Source organism: Streptosporangium vulgare, from assembly GCF_042428775.1.
GTDB lineage: Bacteria > Actinomycetota > Actinomycetes > Streptosporangiales > Streptosporangiaceae > Streptosporangium > Streptosporangium vulgare.
Map to the genome: position 1 here is coordinate 43,711 of NZ_JBHMBS010000032.1, position 18,250 is coordinate 61,960.

At 71.4% G+C, this 18,250-nt stretch carries 13 protein-coding genes and 1 pseudogene; 8 read left to right on the plus strand and 6 right to left on the minus strand.

All coding sequences use genetic code 11. The annotated features are described in order from the left end of the window. Positions 1-82: 82 nt before the first annotated feature. The 4 genes from ACFFRH_RS38290 to ACFFRH_RS38305 all read right to left on the minus strand — a co-directional run bounded on the left by ACFFRH_RS38290 (position 83) and on the right by ACFFRH_RS38305 (position 4,213). Entirely contained in the window at positions 83-757 is a 675-nt protein-coding gene (locus tag ACFFRH_RS38290) for a FadR/GntR family transcriptional regulator (protein WP_344749447.1), read from the minus strand. A gap of 37 nt (positions 758-794) precedes the next feature. Then, on the minus strand, positions 795-1,814 hold the full coding sequence (locus ACFFRH_RS38295; protein ID WP_344749448.1) for an MBL fold metallo-hydrolase: 1,020 nt from the start codon (positions 1,812-1,814) through the stop codon (positions 795-797). Between the two features lie 273 nt (positions 1,815-2,087). Continuing rightward, positions 2,088-3,245 carry a steroid 3-ketoacyl-CoA thiolase gene (locus tag ACFFRH_RS38300; protein ID WP_386162398.1) on the minus strand — a complete coding sequence of 386 codons (1,158 nt, stop codon included), beginning with the start codon at positions 3,243-3,245 and terminating at the stop codon, positions 2,088-2,090. A 332-nt stretch (positions 3,246-3,577) separates the two neighbouring features. Continuing rightward, positions 3,578-4,213, minus strand: a complete 636-nt coding sequence (locus tag ACFFRH_RS38305) for a TetR family transcriptional regulator (protein WP_386162431.1) — start codon at positions 4,211-4,213, stop codon at positions 3,578-3,580. Positions 4,214-4,490: 277 nt separating this feature from the next. Between ACFFRH_RS38305 and ACFFRH_RS38310 the strand changes: the two genes are divergently transcribed. From ACFFRH_RS38310 to ACFFRH_RS38330, 5 genes are all read left to right on the plus strand, one after another. Then, the gene (locus ACFFRH_RS38310; protein ID WP_386162400.1) at positions 4,491-5,576 is read left to right on the plus strand and encodes an acyl-CoA dehydrogenase family protein; all 1,086 of its coding nucleotides are present in this window, start codon (positions 4,491-4,493) and stop codon (positions 5,574-5,576) included. Next, a complete protein-coding gene (locus ACFFRH_RS38315) occupies positions 5,576-6,730 on the plus strand; it encodes an acyl-CoA dehydrogenase family protein (RefSeq protein WP_344748954.1) in 1,155 nt (384 codons plus the stop codon). The genes ACFFRH_RS38310 and ACFFRH_RS38315 overlap by 1 nt, the downstream gene beginning before the upstream one ends. Then, the gene (locus tag ACFFRH_RS38320) at positions 6,727-8,016 is read left to right on the plus strand and encodes a bifunctional MaoC family dehydratase N-terminal/OB-fold nucleic acid binding domain-containing protein (protein WP_386162402.1); all 1,290 of its coding nucleotides are present in this window, start codon (positions 6,727-6,729) and stop codon (positions 8,014-8,016) included. Before ACFFRH_RS38315 ends, ACFFRH_RS38320 begins: the two co-directional genes overlap by 4 nt. Continuing rightward, the gene (locus tag ACFFRH_RS38325) at positions 8,016-8,426 is read left to right on the plus strand and encodes a MaoC/PaaZ C-terminal domain-containing protein (protein WP_386162404.1); all 411 of its coding nucleotides are present in this window, start codon (positions 8,016-8,018) and stop codon (positions 8,424-8,426) included. Before ACFFRH_RS38320 ends, ACFFRH_RS38325 begins: the two co-directional genes overlap by 1 nt. 70 nt (positions 8,427-8,496) lie before the next feature. Continuing rightward, a complete protein-coding gene (locus ACFFRH_RS38330; RefSeq protein ID WP_344748956.1) occupies positions 8,497-9,669 on the plus strand; it encodes a lipid-transfer protein in 1,173 nt (390 codons plus the stop codon). Between the two features lie 149 nt (positions 9,670-9,818). Here ACFFRH_RS38330 and ACFFRH_RS38335 read toward each other — a convergent pair whose 3' ends face one another. Next, a complete protein-coding gene (locus ACFFRH_RS38335; RefSeq protein WP_386162406.1) occupies positions 9,819-10,898 on the minus strand; it encodes a glycoside hydrolase family 19 protein in 1,080 nt (359 codons plus the stop codon). A gap of 481 nt (positions 10,899-11,379) precedes the next feature. On the opposite strand from ACFFRH_RS38335, the gene ACFFRH_RS38340 reads away from it, so the two are divergent. Beyond that, entirely contained in the window at positions 11,380-12,363 is a 984-nt protein-coding gene (locus ACFFRH_RS38340) for a helix-turn-helix domain-containing protein (protein ID WP_386162408.1), read from the plus strand. A gap of 335 nt (positions 12,364-12,698) precedes the next feature. Further along, positions 12,699-14,216 (plus strand): MFS transporter, encoded by a 1,518-nt coding sequence (locus ACFFRH_RS38345; protein ID WP_386162410.1) that lies wholly within the window; start codon positions 12,699-12,701, stop codon positions 14,214-14,216. Between the two features lie 279 nt (positions 14,217-14,495). Here the strand turns inward: ACFFRH_RS38345 and ACFFRH_RS38350 are convergent, their stop codons facing one another. Next, a complete protein-coding gene (locus ACFFRH_RS38350; RefSeq protein ID WP_344748960.1) occupies positions 14,496-16,691 on the minus strand; it encodes a hypothetical protein in 2,196 nt (731 codons plus the stop codon). 302 nt (positions 16,692-16,993) lie between these two features. Between ACFFRH_RS38350 and ACFFRH_RS38355 the strand changes: the two are divergent. Next, positions 16,994-18,079 (plus strand): annotated as a pseudogene (locus ACFFRH_RS38355) (ABC transporter ATP-binding protein); the annotation flags it as partial. Positions 18,080-18,250 lie beyond the last annotated feature (171 nt).

Genomic DNA, 18,250 nt, shown 5'->3' on the forward strand with positions numbered 1-18,250 from the left:
CCCGCACGACGGCCGGTCGTCCCCGCACGACGGCCGGACCGTGGCGGGGGACGCCGGGTCGCACGGGCGACCGCCGGGACCGTCAGGCGAGGGCGCTGCGGAGCCACTCCTCGACGCCGGCGATGTGGACCGTCGCCCAGGCCCGCGCCACCTCCGGCTGGTGGGAGGCGATGGCGTCGCAGATCGCGGTGTGCTGCTCGCGGGTCTTCTCCAGGGCGTTCTCCTGGGTGAGGCCCCGCCAGATCCTCGCCCGCGTGGTGGGCCCCGAGAGGCTCTCGATGAGGGAGCACAGCACCGCGTTGCCCGAGCCCGCCGCGATGCGCTGGTGGAACTCCAGGTCGTTGGCGACCAGCTGCTCGACGCTCGGGTCGGGAGGCAGCTCGTCGAGGATCTTGCGCAGCTCGGTGACCTCGGAGTCGGACATGCACATCGCCGCCATCGCGGTCGCCGCGGGCTCCAGGATCCGCCGGACCTGGAAGAACTGCAGCACGGTGTCGTCCTGGTGGAAGTCGACCACGAACGACATCGCGTCGAGCAGCAGCCTCGGCTCCAGGCTGGTCACGTACGTGCCGTCACCCTGGCGCACGTCCAGCACGTTGATCAGGGCCAGGGCCCTGACGGCCTCGCGCAGCGAGTTGCGCGACAGGCCGAGCCGATCGGCCAGGTCGGCCTCCTTGGGCAGCCTGCTGCCCGGGGCGAGCTCGCCAGACAGGATCATCTGCTTGATCTTGTCGATAGCGGCGTCGGTGACCGCCACTCTGCACCGTCCTCAGGTCGTGCCAGACATCCGATGTCTATGAGTGTATGGCGAACCGGACCGGATCCACCCCTGTCACGCGGTGGATGATTCCGCGGACCTCCAGTGTGCGCAGGTGTGCCGCCGCCTCCCCGGCTGCCATCCCGCGAAGTATGGGGGGAAAGTCCTCCCACGGGCGGTTCCATGTCATACGTCCGGCGATCTCCCAGATAGTGAGGGGTTCCTCCGCCTCCGCGAGCAGGGTGGCCAGCCGTCGGAGCTTCTCCTCGTGGTGGACGCCGATCTCCGTCGCCCGAGCCGCCGTGTCATGAAATATCCATTCATGGGCGGGTAGCGCTTCGAGGTGGCCCAGGCCCTTCACCTTCTCCAGTGATTCCAGGAAGTCACTGAGCGGATCCACGTCCACGCGGTCGTACGGGTAGATCCCGATGTGCGGTGTGATCGCCGGAAGCACGTGGTCCCCGGTGAAGATCCGGTCGGCGTCCTCCAGGTGCAGGCAGACGTGGCCGGGAGTGTGACCGGGCGTCCAGATCGTCCGGAGCCTGCGCCCCGGCAGGTCGATCAGGTCGCCGTCGGTGAGGACGCGGTCGGGCATCGCGGGCGGCCGCGGCCGGTTCCCCGTCACCTCCTCCACCTCGACGGTGCCCGCTCCCGCCCGGCGCAGCATGTCCGCCTGGAAGTCACGGTGCGCGTCACCCTGGAAGTCCCGCATGAGCCTGACCAGCGCGGTGTCGGCCTCGTGCATGGCGATCCACGCGCCGGACTCCTCCCTGACCTGGCCGGCCAGCCCGGCGTGGTCGGGGTGGAAGTGGGTCACGACCACCCCGCGCACGTCGCGGACGTCCATGCCGACCGCCCCCAGCCCGTCGCGCAGCGCGAGCCACGCCTCGGGGGCGTTCCAGCCCGCGTCGACCAGCACGGGGCCGGCCGGGGACTCGATCGCGTAGACCAGCGTGTAGCCGAGCGGGTTGCCGGGGATCGGGACGGGCACGCTCCACACCCCGCCGCCGGTGTCGAACGGGCGCTGCTCGCTGTACGGCCTGCGGCGGGATTTCAACGGTGGTGCTCCTTGTTGCGGCCTGCGGGATGTCGGCGGTGGTGCTTCTTGCGCGGCGGCGCTCATGACGCCCGGGACACCCAGGTCATCGGTAGGTCGTCGGTAGGTCGTCGGTGCTGTTCACGGGGCGCTCCGGGTGACTCCAGGGGACGGGGGTCGTCCGCGGGCGCTCCAGGTCATCGGTACCGCTCGGGGCGGTCCGGAGTGCCGGTGTCGCTCAAGACGCTCCAGGGGGCGCCGCCGTGCGCGGGCGCCCCGGGCCGGCGGTGCCGTTCAGAGGCGCTCCAGGATGGTCGCGGTCGCGAGCGCCCCGCCCGCGCACATCGCCACCAGCGCGGTCGAGGAGTCGGACCGCTCAAGCTCGTGCAGGGCGGTGGTGATCAGTCGGGATCCGGTCGCTCCGACCGGATGGCCGAGCGCTATGGCGCCGCCGTTGACGTTGACCCGTTCCATGTCTGGCTTGTGCACCGATGACCAGGATAAGACCACCGAGGCGAAAGCCTCGTTCACTTCGAACCTGTCGATGTCGGCCATGCTCATCCCGGTCGCGGCGAGCACCTTGGCGGTCGCGTCCACCGGCCCGTCCAGGTGGTAGTACGGCTCGGAGCCGACGAGCGCCTGGGCGAGGACGCGGGCCCGGGGCCGCAGGCCGTGCCGGGCGGCTGCCTCCTCGCTCATGAGGAGCACCGCCGCCGCGCCGTCGGAGATCTGGGAGGAGGTGCCCGCGGTGTGCAGGCCGTCCTCGCCCATCACGGGCCTGAGCCCGGCCAGCCCCTCGACGGTGGTCTCGCGCAGCCCCTGGTCCCTGTCGACGACACGGGTCTCGCCGGTGGGTTCCCCGTCCTGGCCGAGGACCGGCGCGGTCACCGGGACGACCTCCCGGTCGAAGCGGCCCTCGGCCCACGCCTCCGCGGCGAGGCGCTGGGACCTGGCGCCGAACCGGTCGAGCCGCTCGCGGGTCAGCCCGCGCCGCCGCGCGATCCGCTCGGCGGCGGTGAACTGGTCGGGCAGGTCGATGGTCCAGTCGTCGGGCCGGGGATTGGCGGGCAGCACGTTGGAACCGAGCGGCGCCCGGCTCATCACCTCGACGCCGCACGCCACGCCGACGTCGACGACCCCGGCCTGGATGAGCGCCGCGACCAGGTGCACCGCCTGCTGCGAGGAGCCGCACTGCGCGTCGACCGTGGTCACGCCCGTCTGGTACGGGAGCCCGGCGTAGAGCCAGGCGTGCCGCCCGACGTGGCCGCCCTGCTCCCCGGCCTGCGTGACGCATCCGGCGAAAACCTGTTCCACGGCGGCGGGATCGATGCCCGACCTGCCGACCAGGCCGTTGAGCGCCGCGGCGAGGACCGCCTGCGGCTTCAGCCCGGCGAGCCATCCGTTGCGTCTGCCGATGGGGGTCCTCACGGCCTCGACGATCACCGCACCCATAACGATCTCCTCGCCATCCGGGCCGGAGCCCGCGGCCACCGGGCGACCGTTCCCGCCGATCCGCCCGCTCGCGCGTCGCTCCAGAACGTCGCTCTAGTCGCTTCCGTTAGCGACTGTAACGGGTTCTAGTTTCAGGCGGAAGGAGCGGGGGGGTTTCCGGTGGAACGGGCCTCCGATCGAACGGCGCCTCCGGCGGAGCTGGCCTCCCGCGGAACGTGGCCCCGGTGGGCCAGGGTCTCCCGCGGAACGGGTTCTCGGACGGAGGCGCTTCTCGGACGGAGGTGCTTCTCCTGCGGAGGGTCTCAGACGGAGCTGTCTCAAGCAGAGGTGTCTCAGGCAGGGGCGGAGGGGGAGGACTGGAAGTCGGCGAGCAGGCGCCCGGCGGCGATCTCGATGCGGCGCTGGATCTGCTCGTGCGTGCGCCGGCCCCTGAGCATCTCCATGAGCTCGTGCACCCAGACACTGGACAGCGAGCCCGCCAGGGCGAACTGCTCCTCGGTGGCGGTCTCGACACTGAGGCCGTCCCCGGCGACGCGGAGCAGCAGCCCCGCCATGCGGTCGCCGAACGGTATGTCGACATCGGCCATGATCAACGAGCGGATGAGCGCGTCGGCGAGCTCGGGCTCGCGCATCAGGCCCCGGGTGGCGCGCATCAGGACGTCGACGGCCCGCCCCGAGGCCGTGGCGGCGTTGGGCGGGCGGCGCTCGATGCTGGTCTCCAGGAGGTCGATCTCCTCGCCGACGACGGCGACGACGAGATCCATCTTGGAGGGGAAGTATCGGTAGAGCGTCCCGAGCGCGACCCCGGCGCGCTCGGCGACGGTCCGCATCTGCATCGCCTCGACGCCGCCCCGCGAGGCGAGGGCGGCGGCGGCCTGGACGATGCGCTTGCGCCGCTGGTGCTGGCTCCTGGTGCGGACACCCGTGGACGCCGATTCGCTCTGCATGCCGGAGGCCCCCTCGGTCATGGCCGGATCGGCGTCGCCCGGGGCGTGCCTGCCGGTCCGGTGCGGGGTGACCGGCGTATCGGTGGTCACATGCGAGGTGCGCATGAGAACACGTTATCTGATTTCCGGATACTCCGATGGGTTACTCGCCAGTCACAAAGATGCCCCGCGCTTACATGGCATATGCGGTGCGGCGGTTATGCGGCGACTTATTGCGATTGGCTGCCTCTGGACACAGAATAGAATCTGTTCTACTTTCCGGAAGGGCGAAGCGGCCGACAGAAACCCTGGAGCGCCAGTGGACTTCAATCTCGACGAGACACAGACCGACCTGCGCGAACTCGCGGTCGACCTCCTCGGCAAGGAGGTGACCTCGACCAGGCTCGAAGCCCACGAGAAGAGCGGCGCGTCCTACGACACCGCCCTGTGGCGCTCCCTCGCCGGGGCCGGGCTGCTCGGCGCCACCCTGCCCGAGGAGGCCGGGGGCGCGGGGTTCGGACCGGTGGAGATGGCGGTCGTCCTGCGGGAGATCGGCGCCCACGTGGCTCCCGTCCCCGCCGAGCAGAGCCTGGTCGCGGCGCAGGTGATCACCCGGTACGGCTCCCGGGAGCAGCGCGAGGCACTGGCCCCGCTGGCCGGCGGTGAGATCTCGCTCGCCGTCGCCCCCTCCGAGCCGGGCCGCGACCTCTCCGCCCCGCCGGTCACGACCGCCCGCCGCGACGGCGCCGGGTGGGTGCTGGACGGCGCCAAGGGCACGACCCCGTACGCCGCCCAGGCCGCGAGGATCCTGCTCCCCGCCGCCACCGCCACCGGGGTCGGCCTGTTCCTGGTGGACCCCGCCGAGGCGGACCTGCGGCCGGTGCCGACCTCCACCGGCGAACCCGCCGCCGCGTTCACCCTGGAGGGCGCCTCCGGCGAGCTCGTCGGGGCCGAGGACGGCACGGCGGCCGGCGGCCTGCGGAGGCTGACGCTGGCCGGGAACATCGCCGTCACCTCCGGGGTGCTGGCCGGGGCGCTGGCGCTCACCACCGACTACATCAGGACGCGCAAGCAGTTCGGCCGGGCGCTGGCCGAGTTCCAGGCGGTCACCGTGCAGATCGCCGACGTCTACATCGCCGCGCGGGCCCTGGACGTGGCCGTGTGGTCGGGAGCGTGGCGGCTGGCCGAGGGCGCGGACGAGGAGGCCGAGGCGGACCTGGCCGTCGGCGCCCTGACCGCGACCGACCAGGCGCTGCGGGCGCTCTACACCTGCCAGCACCTGCACGGCGGGATCGGCGTGGACGTGACCTACCCGCTGCACCGCTACTTCGCCTGGGGCAAGCACCACGCCCACCTGCTGGGCGGGGTGGAAGCCCGGCTCGACACGATCGGAGCGCTCGTCTGATGCTGATCGACCTGACTCCCGACCAGAAGAGACTCCGCGACGAGCTGCGCGAGTACTTCCGGTCCTGTCTCACCGCCGAGGATCGCGCGCGGATCTCCACCGACCCGTTCGGCCACGCCTACATGGAGCACTGCCGCACCCTCGGCCGCGACGGCAAGCTCGGGCTCGGCTGGCCCAAGGAGTACGGCGGCGGCGGGTACGGCCCGCTGGAGCAGCAGATCTTCGCCAACGAGATCGCCCGCGCCGAGGTGCCGTACCCGATCATCACGGTGCAGACCGTCGGTCCGACCCTCATGCAGTACGGGACGGCGGAGCAGAAGGAGTTCTTCCTGCCGCGCATCCTGGCCGGGGAGTGTCACTTCGCGATCGGCTACAGCGAGCCCGGGGCGGGCACCGACCTGGCGTCCCTGCGCACCACCGCGATCCGCGACGGCGACCACTACGTCGTCAACGGGCAGAAGATCTTCACCTCGGGCGGCCACTACTCCCAGTACGTCTGGCTCGCCGCCCGCACCGACCCGGACGCGAAGAAGCACCGCGGGATCACGATGATGATCGTCGACTGCGCCGACCCCGGCTACTCGTGGACCCCGATCACGACGATGGACGGGCGTCACCACACCAACTCCACCTACTACTCCGACGTACGGGTACCGGTGGACATGGTCGTGGGGGAGGAGAACAAGGGCTGGGACCTCATCGTCAACCAGCTCAACCACGAGCGGGTCACGCTCGGCCCGGCGGGCAACCTCGCCCACACCTACGACCGGTTCCTGGCCTGGGCCCGCCGCACCGGCACGATCGAGGAGCCCGCGGTACGCAGGGCGCTCGGCCAGGTCTACGCCTACTTCCGGACCAACGAGCTGCTGAACTGGCAGGTCGCGGCCAACATGGACCTCGGCTGGCTGGGCGCCCCCGACGCCTCGGCCACCAAGGTGTACGGCTCCGAGCGGTTGCAGGACGTCGGCAGGATCGTCGGCGAGGTCCTGGCCCGCTTCGGCGACCCGTCGGACCCGGACACCGCGGACCTGATGGACCGCGTCGACCGCGGCGCCAAGGGCGCGCTGGTGCTCACCTTCGGCGGCGGGGTCAACGAGGTCCAGCGCGAGCTCATCGCCATGCTCGGCCTGAGCCTGCCGAGGCCGCCCCGATGACCGAGACGCCCTCGTCCCCCGCGGCGAACCGGACCCCCGCGGCGCACCCGTCCCCCGCGGCGCCGTCGACACCCGAGACGACCCCGGCCATCCCGGCACCCGGGACGGCAGGGACGGCCGGGGCGGCGGAGTCCGCCTCCCTGCACGAACGGCTCATCGCCCTGGCCGAACGGCAGATCGCCGAGGGAGAGGTGCTCGGTGTCGCGGAGGCGGACCCGGTGAACCTCCCGATGATCCGGCACTGGACCGACGCCATGGGCGACACCAACCCGCTCTACACCGACCCCGAGGCCGCGGCGGCCGGGGTGCACGGGGGGATCGTGGCCCCACCGGCGATGATCCAGGTCTGGACCATGCCCGGCGTGGACGGGAGCAGGAGGAAGCGGGCGGGCACGCCGATCGACGCGGTACTCGCGATGCTGGACGGCAACGGCTACACCGGCGTGGTCGCCACCAACTGCGAGCAGACCTACCACCGCTACGTGAGGCTCGGCGAGTCCCTGGTCCCGGCCACCCGGTTGACCGGCATCACCGGGCCGAAGCGGACCGCGCTCGGCGAGGGCTACTTCGTCACCTGGAACATCACCTGGTACGCCGACGGCGAGGCCGTGGCCGACATGCTGTTCCGGGTGCTGAAGTTCCTGCCCAGGGAGCGGGCCGGGGGACCGGGTGAGGACACGACCGCGACCGCGTCCGGCGGGAACGGAGCCGCGACGGGCGGGAACGGGCTCCCGCCCGCGAGGGAGGCTCCCTCCGGCACCCCACCCGCCCAGGACGCGCCCGCGACGAGCAGGGACGTGACAGGCGGAGGCACCACGGGCGGAGGCGTGACAGGCGGAGACGCGACGGGCGGGGAAGCGACGGCCGGGGACGTGTCCCCGCGCACGCCGTACCCGCTGAGACCCGCCGTCAACGCCGACACCGCCTTCTTCTGGGAGGGGGTCGCCGCGGGCGAGCTGCGGATCCAGAAGTGCGCCGACTGCGGCGAGCTCCGTCATCCGCCGGGACCGGTCTGCCCCTCGTGCCGTTCGGCCGCCCGCACGTTCGTGACGGCGGGCGGCGAGGGAGAGGTCTACAGCTACGTCGTCCACCACAACCCGCCGGTTCCTGGGCACCGGACCCCTTTCGTGGTCGCCGTGGTGGAACTGCCGGAAGGCGTGCGGATCGTGGGCAACGTGGTGGACTGCGACGCTTCGCGGGTGGGTATCGGTATGCCGGTGCGTCTGACGTACCGCCAGATGGACGACGAGCTGATCCTGCCCATGTGGGTCCCCCTGGAGGCGTGATGCGGACACTTACCGGCGACGAGGTGCGGGTCGGAGCCTCGCTTCCCGAGCTCGCGATCGACCTGAGCCCCACCGTGGTCGTGTCGACCGCGCTCGCGACCATGGACTTCACCCCCGTCCACCACGACGTCGAGGGCGCGAGGGCGCAGGGGTCGAAGGACATCTTCCTCAACATCCTGACCACCATGGGTCTCGTCGAGCGCTACGTCACCGACTGGGCCGGACCCGAGGCGATCATCCGTGGCATCAACGTCAAGCTCGGCGTCCCCGCGTACGCGGGCGACAGGCTGGCCTTCACCGGCAGCGTGGTCGCCTGCGAGGACGGCGAGTTCACCGTCGAGGTCCGTGGCGGGGTCAGCCTCGGCGACCACGTCTCGGGCACCGTCAGGTTCGCCCTCCCCGCCCGCTGACCGCTCCCTGGCGGCTGCGAGAAGGCGGGAACACGGACACACGCAGGAACACAGAAAGGCGCTCATCACCGTGGTCTCCTTCTCCGGGAGCACGGCCGTCGCCGGGATCGGCGCGACCGAGTTCTCCAAGCGGTCGGGCAGGTCCGAGCTCCAGCTCGCGGCCGAGGCGGTGTTCGCGGCGCTCGACGACGCGGGTCTCGCGCCCTCGGACGTGGACGGCCTCGTCACCTACACCCAGGACGCCAACCAGGAGATCGCCGTGGCCCGCGAGGTGGGCATCGGCGACCTGTCGTTCTTCTCCCGCGTCCACTACGGCGGCGGCGCGGCGTGCGGGACCGTGCTGCACGCGGCGATGGCCGTCGCCACCGGGGTCGCCGAGACCGTGGTCTGCTACCGGGCGTTCAACGAGCGCTCGGGGAACAGGTTCGGCCAGCCCGACGCCCGCATCGGCGGCGAGCCCTCGTCCCAGGGCCTGGAGATGAGCTGGCACGTGCCGTACGGGCTGATGACCCCCGCCGCCTGGGTCGCCATGTTCGCCCGGCGCTACATGCACACGTACGGCGCCACCTCCGAGGACTTCGGCCGGGTGGCGGTCGCCATGCGCAGGCACGCCTCCACCAACCCGGCCGCGTGGTTCCACGGCCGCCCGATCACCCTGGAGGAGCACCAGGCGTCCAAGTGGATCGTGGAGCCGCTGCACCTGCTCGACTGCTGCCAGGAGAGCGACGGCGCGGTGGCGCTGGTGGTCACCTCCGCCGAGCGGGCGAGGGACCTGCGCAGGTCACCAGCGGTGATCACCGCCGCCGCGCAGGGGTCGGGCGCCGACCAGATGATGATGACCAGCTACTACCGCGACGACATGACCGGCCTGCCGGAGATGGGGGTGGTCGGCCGCCAGCTCTGGAAGCAGTCGGGACTCGGCCCCTCGGACGTGCAGACGGCCATCCTGTACGACCACTTCACCCCGTTCGTCCTCACCCAGCTGGAGGAGCTGGGCTTCTGCGGGCGCGGCGAGGCTCGTGACTACGTGGCCGACGGCGGCATCGAGATCGACGGCCGTCTCCCGGTCAACCCGCACGGCGGCCAGCTGGGGGAGGCGTACATCCACGGCATGAACGGCATCGCCGAGGCCGTCAGGCAGATCAGGGGCACCTCGGCCAACCAGGTGACCGGGGTACGGAACGTGCTGGTCACCGCCGGTACGGGGGTACCGACCAGCGGGCTGGTCCTGTCGTCGGAGTGACCCGGCGCCTCGCGGGGGCGCCTGCCCGGGGTCGCGGTCCTGTGGTCCGCGGGACCGCGCGCCCGGTGTGCAGGCCGGGCGCGCGGTCGTCAAGCGGTTCGGTGACTCGGTGACTCGGTGATTTGGTGACGGTTCGGTGACCGGGTGGCTCAGCAGCTCAGGTTGCCGCCGGGGGTGGTGCCGAGGATCTGCACGAAGCGCTGGTAGGCGTCGATCCGGCTCTGCACCTGCGCGGGGTTCCTGCCGTTGCACTCCAGGCTGCCGTTGATGCTGCGGATCGTCTCGCCGAAGCCACGGCTGTTGACCATCGCGTTGTGCGGCGTCATGGTGCCGGGGCCGTTCTGGGTGTTCCAGTACCACAGGGCGGTCTTCCAGGCCACCGCCGCGTCGTTCTGGACCAGGTACGGGTTGCCGAGCAGGTTGATGCCGAGCGCGTCGCCCGCCGCCTTGTAGTTGAAGTTCCAGCTCAGCTGGATCGGGCCGCGCCCGTAGTAGGCGGCCTGGCCGGCGGGGCAGCCGTACGGCTGGCTCGTGTCGCAGTAGTGCGGGTAGTTCGCGGTGTTCTGCTCCACGACGTGGACCAGGCCGCCGGTCTCGTGGTTGACGTTGGCGAGGAAGGCGGCCGCCTCCTGCCTCCTGACGGTGTCACTGCCGGTCTTCGCGAAGCCCGGGTAGGCGCTCAGCGCCGCGGTCAGGCCGCTGTAGGTGTAGAACGAGTTCCGGCTCGGGAACATCTGGTTGAACTGGGCCTCGCTCACGACGAATCCCGAGGTGGGGGGAGGCGTCGTGCCGCCGCAGGTGTACGGCTCCCAGTACCAGGTGCTGATCACCGGGTCGTAGCCGGGGTTCTCGTTCTTGGCGCGGTAGTACTGGCCGTTGGTGTACTTGACGATGCTCCCGGCGGGGTACCAGGTGCCCGCCGCCCAGTTCGGGTGGTTGCAGTTGCCCGTGGGGGGAGGCGTCGTGCCGCCGCCGCAGGCGCCCTGGTCGGCCCACACGTCGGCGGTGCCGGGGGTCTCGTTCTGGGTCCACCACTTCGCCGACCAGTTGCGGCCGTTGTGGGAGGCGGTCATGCCGTTGGTGTAGACCGCCGAGGAGTTCCACGGGGTCACACAGGCCGCCGCGGCGGCGGAGGACGCGGAGGACGCGGAGGCCATCGGCAGGGCGACCGCGAGCACGCCCGTGACCGCCAGGGCGGCGAGGGCGGCCATGATGCGCTGTCTCAACACTTGATCACTCCTTCGTGCGGTGGGGGCCGCAGAGGTTCGAGACTTTGTGCGACCGGGGCGCGAGTGGCTCACGAGAGAGGCTTGCAAACCCAGTCAGGTCGAGTAAGGACGGAGGGGCTCCGCATTGCCGGTTTCGTCGGGGAGGTCGGACGGTGCGGGACGTCCGGACGGTCGGACCCCCGGGGGATGACGACTCGCGTCATCGAGGTTCGCGCAGCTCTTGGTCGGATCGAACGATTGTCCGGATGCCGCGAAGGCTCCCGCCTTAACTTTCTCTTAAGAAAGTTTCCTAAGAGTTGCCGTGATACTAGCCTTGACAGATCGCTGTCACAACCCCGATGGCCTTCGATTCCCGTCATCGCGGACAGGTGCGTTCCGTGTCCGATATGACCCACGCCCGGTTAATTCACACTGGCGTTATAAGTCCGGTTAGACGGTGAATGTAACTTTTATAGGCGTTTCGGATGTCATCATGTGCGTCATGTTGGAATCCCTCGGGCTCGATCCTGTGGAGGAGCGCGTCTACCGGTTCCTGGTCACCACCGCGGAGGCGGAGGTCACCGACCTCATAGGGAACCTGGGCATCGACGCCGAGACGGCCGAGACGGTGCTGATATCCATGCGGGTCAGAGGGCTGGTCAGGATGGTCGGTCCCGGCAGACGGCGGTTCACGGCCGTGGCGCCGGACATCGTGCTGGGCTCCCAGCTCCTCCGTCACCAGCAGGCGCTCGACTGGGCGCGGCGCGAGGTGGACCAACTCTCGGAGGAGTACCGCGACAACGCCCGCCGCCGCGACGCCGGCCGGCTGGTGGAGGTCCTGCCGAACCGCGCCGTGGTCAGGGAGCACCTCGACCACCTGCAGGAGAACGCCCGCCACGAGGTCCTCTATCTCTGCCGGGGCCGCGCGGTCATGCCGCCCGTGGAGGAGAACCTCGCCGAGCTGGACGCGCTGCGCCGCGGGGTCGAGTATCGGGTGATCTACGAGAGGCCCCTGCTGGAGGAGCAGGGCATGCAGGCGAACGTGGCGTACGGGGTCAAGCTGGGCGAGCAGGCCAGGGCCATGCCCTGCCTGCCGGTGCGGCTGACGGTCGTCGACCGGGAGGTCGCCGTGCTCCCCCTGGTGCAGGAGGCGGGAGTCTCCGAACCGACGGCGGCGCTGGTCCGTGGCGGCCAGCTGCTGGAGGCGCTGATCGCCCTCTTCGAGGGCTGCTGGGAACGGGCGACCCCGTTGCGGATCGCCGAGGACGGTGCCCTCACCGAGGGGACGACGCCCTGCCCGCTCGGTTCCGACGACCTCTATCTGCTCTCGCTGCTGGTAGCGGGCATACCGGACAAGTCGATCGCCACCCAGCTGGGAGTCAGCCAGCGGACCGTGCAGCGGCGCGTCTCGAACATCATGGAACTCACCGGTGCCCAGACCCGCATGCAGCTGGCCTGGCGCGCCGCCACCGAACGCTGGCTCTGAGCGCCCGCCCGCGCCGTCACCGAACGTCGGCAAACCGGTCGCGCAGGTCAGCGGAATCGTTTGTTTGAGATGACCACCTTGGTGAGCCGACTCCGACGCCGACAATTTTTTTTGTCTTGACAGTGCAGATCGTCGGTCGCTACCGTCGAGGCATGTTCGAAGTCGGGGTGATCGAAGAGGCCGACGCCGGGCGAACCTGGAGCACCTGGCTCGCGTCCGTCTACGCCTGAAACGCCCGGCCACGAAACCCCTGAGCCCAAGGAGTCCTCCGTGAGTGCCGCCGACCACGAGACCGCCCGTCTCTTCACCGCCGAGCCCGAGTCGGGCTGCCCGGCATGGACGTCCCGATGAGCCGCCCGTGGATCGGCCTCGCCGTCCTCGCCCTGCCGACCCTGCTGATCTCGCTCGACGTCAGCGTGCTCTACCTGGCCCTGCCGCAGCTCGGCACCGACCTGCACGCCGACGCCACCCAGCAGCTGTGGATCCTCGACATCTACTCGTTCATGATCGCCGGGTTCCTGGTCACCATGGGTGCCCTCGGTGACCGGATCGGCCGGCGCAGGCTGCTGCTGATCGGTGCCGCCGCGTTCGGGGTGGCCTCGGTCGTGGCGGCCTACGCCACCAGCGCGGAGATGTTGATCGCGGCGCGGGCCCTGCTCGGCGTCGCCGGCGCGACGCTCATGCCCTCGACGATGGCGTTGATCCGCAACATGTTCCCCGACCCCAAGCAGATGGGCATGGCCATCGGTGTCTGGTTCAGCTGCTTCATGGGCGGGATGACGCTCGGCCCGCTCGTCGGTGGCCTGCTGCTCCAGCACTTCTGGTGGGGCTCGGTGTTCCTGCTCGGTGTGCCGTTCATGGTGCTGCTGCTGATCGTCGGCCCGCTGCTGCTGCCGGAGTTCAGAGCGGAACGGCCCGACCACCCGATCGACCTCTTCAGCGTCGCCCTGTCGCTCGCCGCGATCCTGCCCGTCATCTACGGCCTCAAGTCCCTCGCCCGCGACGGCTGGCAGCCCGTCGCGCTCGCGGCGATCGTCGCCGGCGCCGCGATCGGCGTGCTCTTCGTCCGCCGCCAGCGGATCCTGGCCGAGCCGCTGCTCGACCTGGGCCTGTTCGCCAACCGCACGTTCAGCACGGCCCTGGGGATCATGCTTCTGGGCGGGGTCGTCATGGCCGGGCTGTCCCTGCTGGCCTCGCTGTACCTGCAGAACGTCGCCGGCCTCTCACCGCTGTCGACCGGGCTGTGGCTGATGCCGCAGAACATCGCCATGGTTGTCGGCTCGATGGTCGCACCGGCTCTGGCCCGCAGGTTGCCGGAGGGCACCGTCACGGCCCTGGGCCTCGCGCTCGCCGGGGTCGGGTTGCTGGTCGTCACGCAGGTCACCACCGCCGGTTCCGGCCTGCTCGTGGTCGGGCTTGTGCTGGCCTCCGCCGGGATCTCGTTTCCGATGGCGCTCACCATGAATCTGATGCTCGCCGCCGCACCGCCTGAGAAGGCCGGATCGGCCGCGTCGGTCTCGGAGACCAGCGGGGAGTTCGGCATCGCGGTGGGAATCGCGACGCTCGGCAGCCTCGGAACCGTGGTCTACCGGTCGGTTCTCGCCGGTGACCTGCCGGCGGGCACACCCGCCGAGCTGGTGGAGACCGCCATGTCGAGCCTGACCGGGGCGCTGTCGGTCGCCGGAGACGTGCCCGGGCTGCTCGACGCGGCACGGGGCGCGTTCACCGGCGGGCTCAACGTCGTCGGCGCGGTCGGTGCTGCCATCTTCCTCGTGCTGGCGCTGGTCGCCGCGACCACCCTCCGCACCCCCGCCACCGCCAAGACGCCGGTGGACGCGGAGCGACCCGCCTGAGCCGCCGTCACCCGCCGCCCGTCGTCCTCCGGCCTGCCGGAGGACGACGGGCAGCGTGCGTACACATGGCCGCGAAGGCCGGGAAACCCGGCCGGCCGTCCCCGCGGCGGGCCGGGGCCGGGGAACACAACGGCGCCGGGGCGTAACGGCGCCGGCTCCACCATGTCACCGTACGCGCGGAGCGTGGTCGAGGGCCCCGCGGTGCCCCGTACCGGGTTCCTCTGGTGGGGGCGGCGTGTTCGGGGAAGGCGCGCGAGGTCCGGGGGATCCCGAGAAGGTCTACGGAGTGGTCATCATCGGTACCGCGAAGAAGACGATCATGGCGATCGTCACCGCGATGACGAAGCCGATCAGCTCCCAGGCCCAGTCGTGGTGGGTCGCGTTCTTCATCGCCTTGTGACTGCGCGGCGCCCGCTTGCGGGATGCCGTCCGGCCGGAGGAGGAGAGCACCGTACCGGTCTCCCCGAGGCCCGGGGGCGGCGCGGACGGCTCGGAGGCCTGAGGGGCCGGGGGGATCGGGGAGATCGCCGTGAACCCGTTCCCCGGCATGGTCGCCGCGTCGTCCGGCGGAGCGTCGTACGGCGTCAGGGTGTGGTTCGGCGGCGAGGTCGTCCCGGCGGGGGCGTCGCCGGACTGGTCCTCGCGCATGATCCAGCGGGGCAGGCGCAACTGGGCGCGACCGGTGGGGGTGCGGAGGTGGTCGGTCCGGGGGGACCAGACGGGAAGGGCGGTCGGGGCCTCACGGGTCTGCGCGCCGAGGGGAGCGGCCGACGCACCGCCCGTGGCTCCGGGGGGAGCGGCGTCCGCGGCCCCGGGGGGAGCGGCGTCGGCAGTGCCGGAGGGAGCGGCGTCGGCGAACCAGTCGACGGCGGAGGGGCGGACGGGGGCCGGGGCGGGGGACGGGGGCTCGGCGCGCTCCGCCGGTGGCACCTCGGGGGACGCGGGGGTCTCCGTCCGCGTGACCCAGACGGGGAGCGAGAGCCGGGGGCGGTCACCGACGGGGGACGCGTGCCGTCCCGCTTCTCGCGAGGGGGAGGGCGCGGGGGAGCCGGGGGCGGGCCGGTGGCGCTCGCGGTCGGCGAGGGCGTCGAGCTGGTCGGTCTGCAGCGGCCAGCCGGGAAGGGGACGCGCGTCGTCCAGCACGTCGCCGAGGCCGTCGTCCAGCACGTCCCCGAGGTTTCCGAAGCTCCTGGGATTCTCCGCGTTCCCGAGGGTCCTGTCCCCGAGGATCCCGTCCCCGAGGGGCGGGACGACGGTGAGCGGGGTGCGGGGGGTCTCGGCGGCGGGAGCGGCGGGTGCCGTGTGAGCGGCGGGAACCGGGCTCGGCGGCACCTCGTGGGACGGGGCCGGAAGCGTCTCCGCGGCCGACGGCTCGGTGCGGTCGGCGGGCGGGGTCTCGGGACGCGGAGCGGGCGGGGTCTCGGTGCGGGGGGCGGCGGCGACGAGCCTGTCGGTGCGGACGCGGGCCGCCCGCGCCTCCGGGGTGAGCGGGCGGAAGAAGTCTTCTCGCCCGGGGGCGTCGTCCAGCACGTCCCCGGGAACGGGGGCCGACAGCGGCGTCGCCCGGCGCGGCCGGGGGCGTTGGAGGCGGCGGCGTGGCCGCAGGGCCGCGGTGTCCAGGGCGGTGAGCACCGAGTCGCCGAGCCTGGGCATCGGCTCCGTGGTGGCCTCGTGGGTGGAGACGGCGTCGGGGTCCCGCGGTGCGAAGGGATCGGGGAAGCGGTCCTCCGCCATATGGTCCGGCAGGTCCGGCACCGGGAAGGCCGAGGCGCCGATCGGCGGACCGGCCGGGAGGCCGGTCTCCGCGAGCGGCAGCGGCCACGAGGGCGTCGTCGGCCACAGCTGCCTGACCAGCGGGGACGTCGACCGCCTGGCGGCGGGGACGGCGGGTGGCGCCTGGGGCCCGAGCACGGCGGCGCGAAGCCGCGCCGGGGGAGTGGCCCAGGGGGCGAGGTTGAGCACGTCGCGGACCGGGGCGACGGCGAGGGCGCCGAACACCTCCGTCATGTTCTCGGGGACCTTGGCCGAGGCCAGGGCGTAGCCCAGCGACTGGGCGAAGCGGCGGCAGGCGCTCACCGTCAGCTCGTCGGCGGTGTCGACGGCCACGTCGAGCACCCAGGACAGCTCGGAGGCGTCCATCTCGCACACGCCCGACAGGTACAGCACCTCACGCTGGTGCGTGCGCAGGTCACCCAGGACGCGCTCGACGAGGGCCGCGGCCGGGTCGAGACGGACGGCGGCCGGCGAGTAGACGATGTCGCGCAGGAAGATCTCGCGGCGGGCGAGCGCGTACAGCGCGGCGCGTGGCGGTTCGGCGTCCGAGACGCCCGAGAGGACGGCCACCAGGACGTCGGAAGCCGAGTCCGCGTTGCCCAGCTGGTCGTGGGAGTAGGCGAACAGCCCTGCTGCGTGGCGGTCATAGAGCTCGGCGATGAGTTCGACGCGCGAGCGTTGACCGAGGAGCGGTTGGGTCACTGGACCGGTTCCTCTGGTGGTTCGGCGAGCGTGGTGGAGAGTCGGAGTGGCTGTGAGGCCTGTGACGTACGGTGCCGGAGGGGTCAACTCCGGCGATGTGGGTAATCATGTCAAGTCATGGGCACCTCCCGCACTACTCAATGCCCTTTTGTTGAGAAATACACTTGTGGATCTCCCGCGGAACTGGTTCGGGAAAGCCTGGAAGACAGATCGGATAAGTGGGGCATAGGCTGACCCGTGCGGGATCATGGGGACGGTTGGGGCAGGGGGGGCCGTAACCCTGCGAAAACAAGAGGTTGCGCATGATCACATTCAACGGTGTCACCAAGCGCTACGCCGACGGGACCGTCGCCGTGGACAATCTAAGCCTTGAGGTGCCGACCGGGGAGATAACCGTCTTCGTCGGTCCTTCGGGATGCGGCAAGACGACGTCCCTTCGCATGATCAATAGGATGATCGACGCTTCGGAGGGCCAGATCCTCCTGGACGGCGTCGACGTGAAGACCATCGACCCGCCGACCCTGCGCCGCGGCATCGGCTACGTCATCCAGCAGGCTGGGCTCTTCCCGCACCGCAAGATCGTCGACAACGTGGCGACGGTGCCCCTGCTGCTCGGCTGGGACAAGAAGAAGGCGCGCGACCGGGCGATGGAGCTGCTCGAACGGGTCGGTCTCGACCTCAAGATGGCCGGCCGCTATCCCTTCCAGCTCTCCGGCGGGCAGCAGCAGCGCGTCGGCGTGGCCCGCGCGCTCGCCGCCGACCCGCCCGTGCTGCTGATGGACGAGCCGTTCAGCGCGGTCGACCCGATCGTCCGTACGAGCCTGCAGGAGGAGCTCCTGCGGCTCCAGGCCGAGCTGAACAAGACCATCGTGTTCGTCACCCACGACATCGACGAGGCCGTCAAGCTCGGCGACCGCGTCGCCGTGCTCCGCGTCGGGGGCCATCTGGCCCAGCTCGACGACCCCGCGACACTGCTGGCCAGGCCCGCCGACGACTTCGTCCGCGAGTTCCTGGGCCGCGACCGGGGCATCAGGCGGCTGTCGTTCGTCTCGGACGAGGGGGTGCGGCTCCGTACCGACCTGCTCGTGCCCGCCTCCACCGGCACCGCCGCGGCGCGCGCCACCGGAGAGCCGTGGCTGGCCGTGACGGACGAGGACGGCCCGCCGCTGGGCTGGGCCGCCGTCAAGGACCTGCCCGAGCAGGGCACCCTCGCCGACGTGGAACTCGCGCCGTACGGGACCTTCGTCAGCGGGCGCGACTCGCTGCGCGCCGCGCTGGACGCGACGCTGCTGTCTCCGTCCGGTCACGCCGTCGCGGTGGACGGGTCGGGCAGGGCCGTGGGCGTCGCCACCCGCGAGTCGCTGGACGAGGCGCTGACCAGGGTCGCGGGAAGCGTCCGCGGACCGGCACGAAGCACCGACGGCCCAGGCGGCCCAGGCGGCCCAAGCGGCTCAGGCTCAGAACGCTCAAGCGGCTCAAGCTCAAGCGGCTCAGGTTCAGACGGTGCCACGGAAGGTGTCGGCGGCCCCGCCGGGGGCAGCGACGGTTCCGCGGGAGGT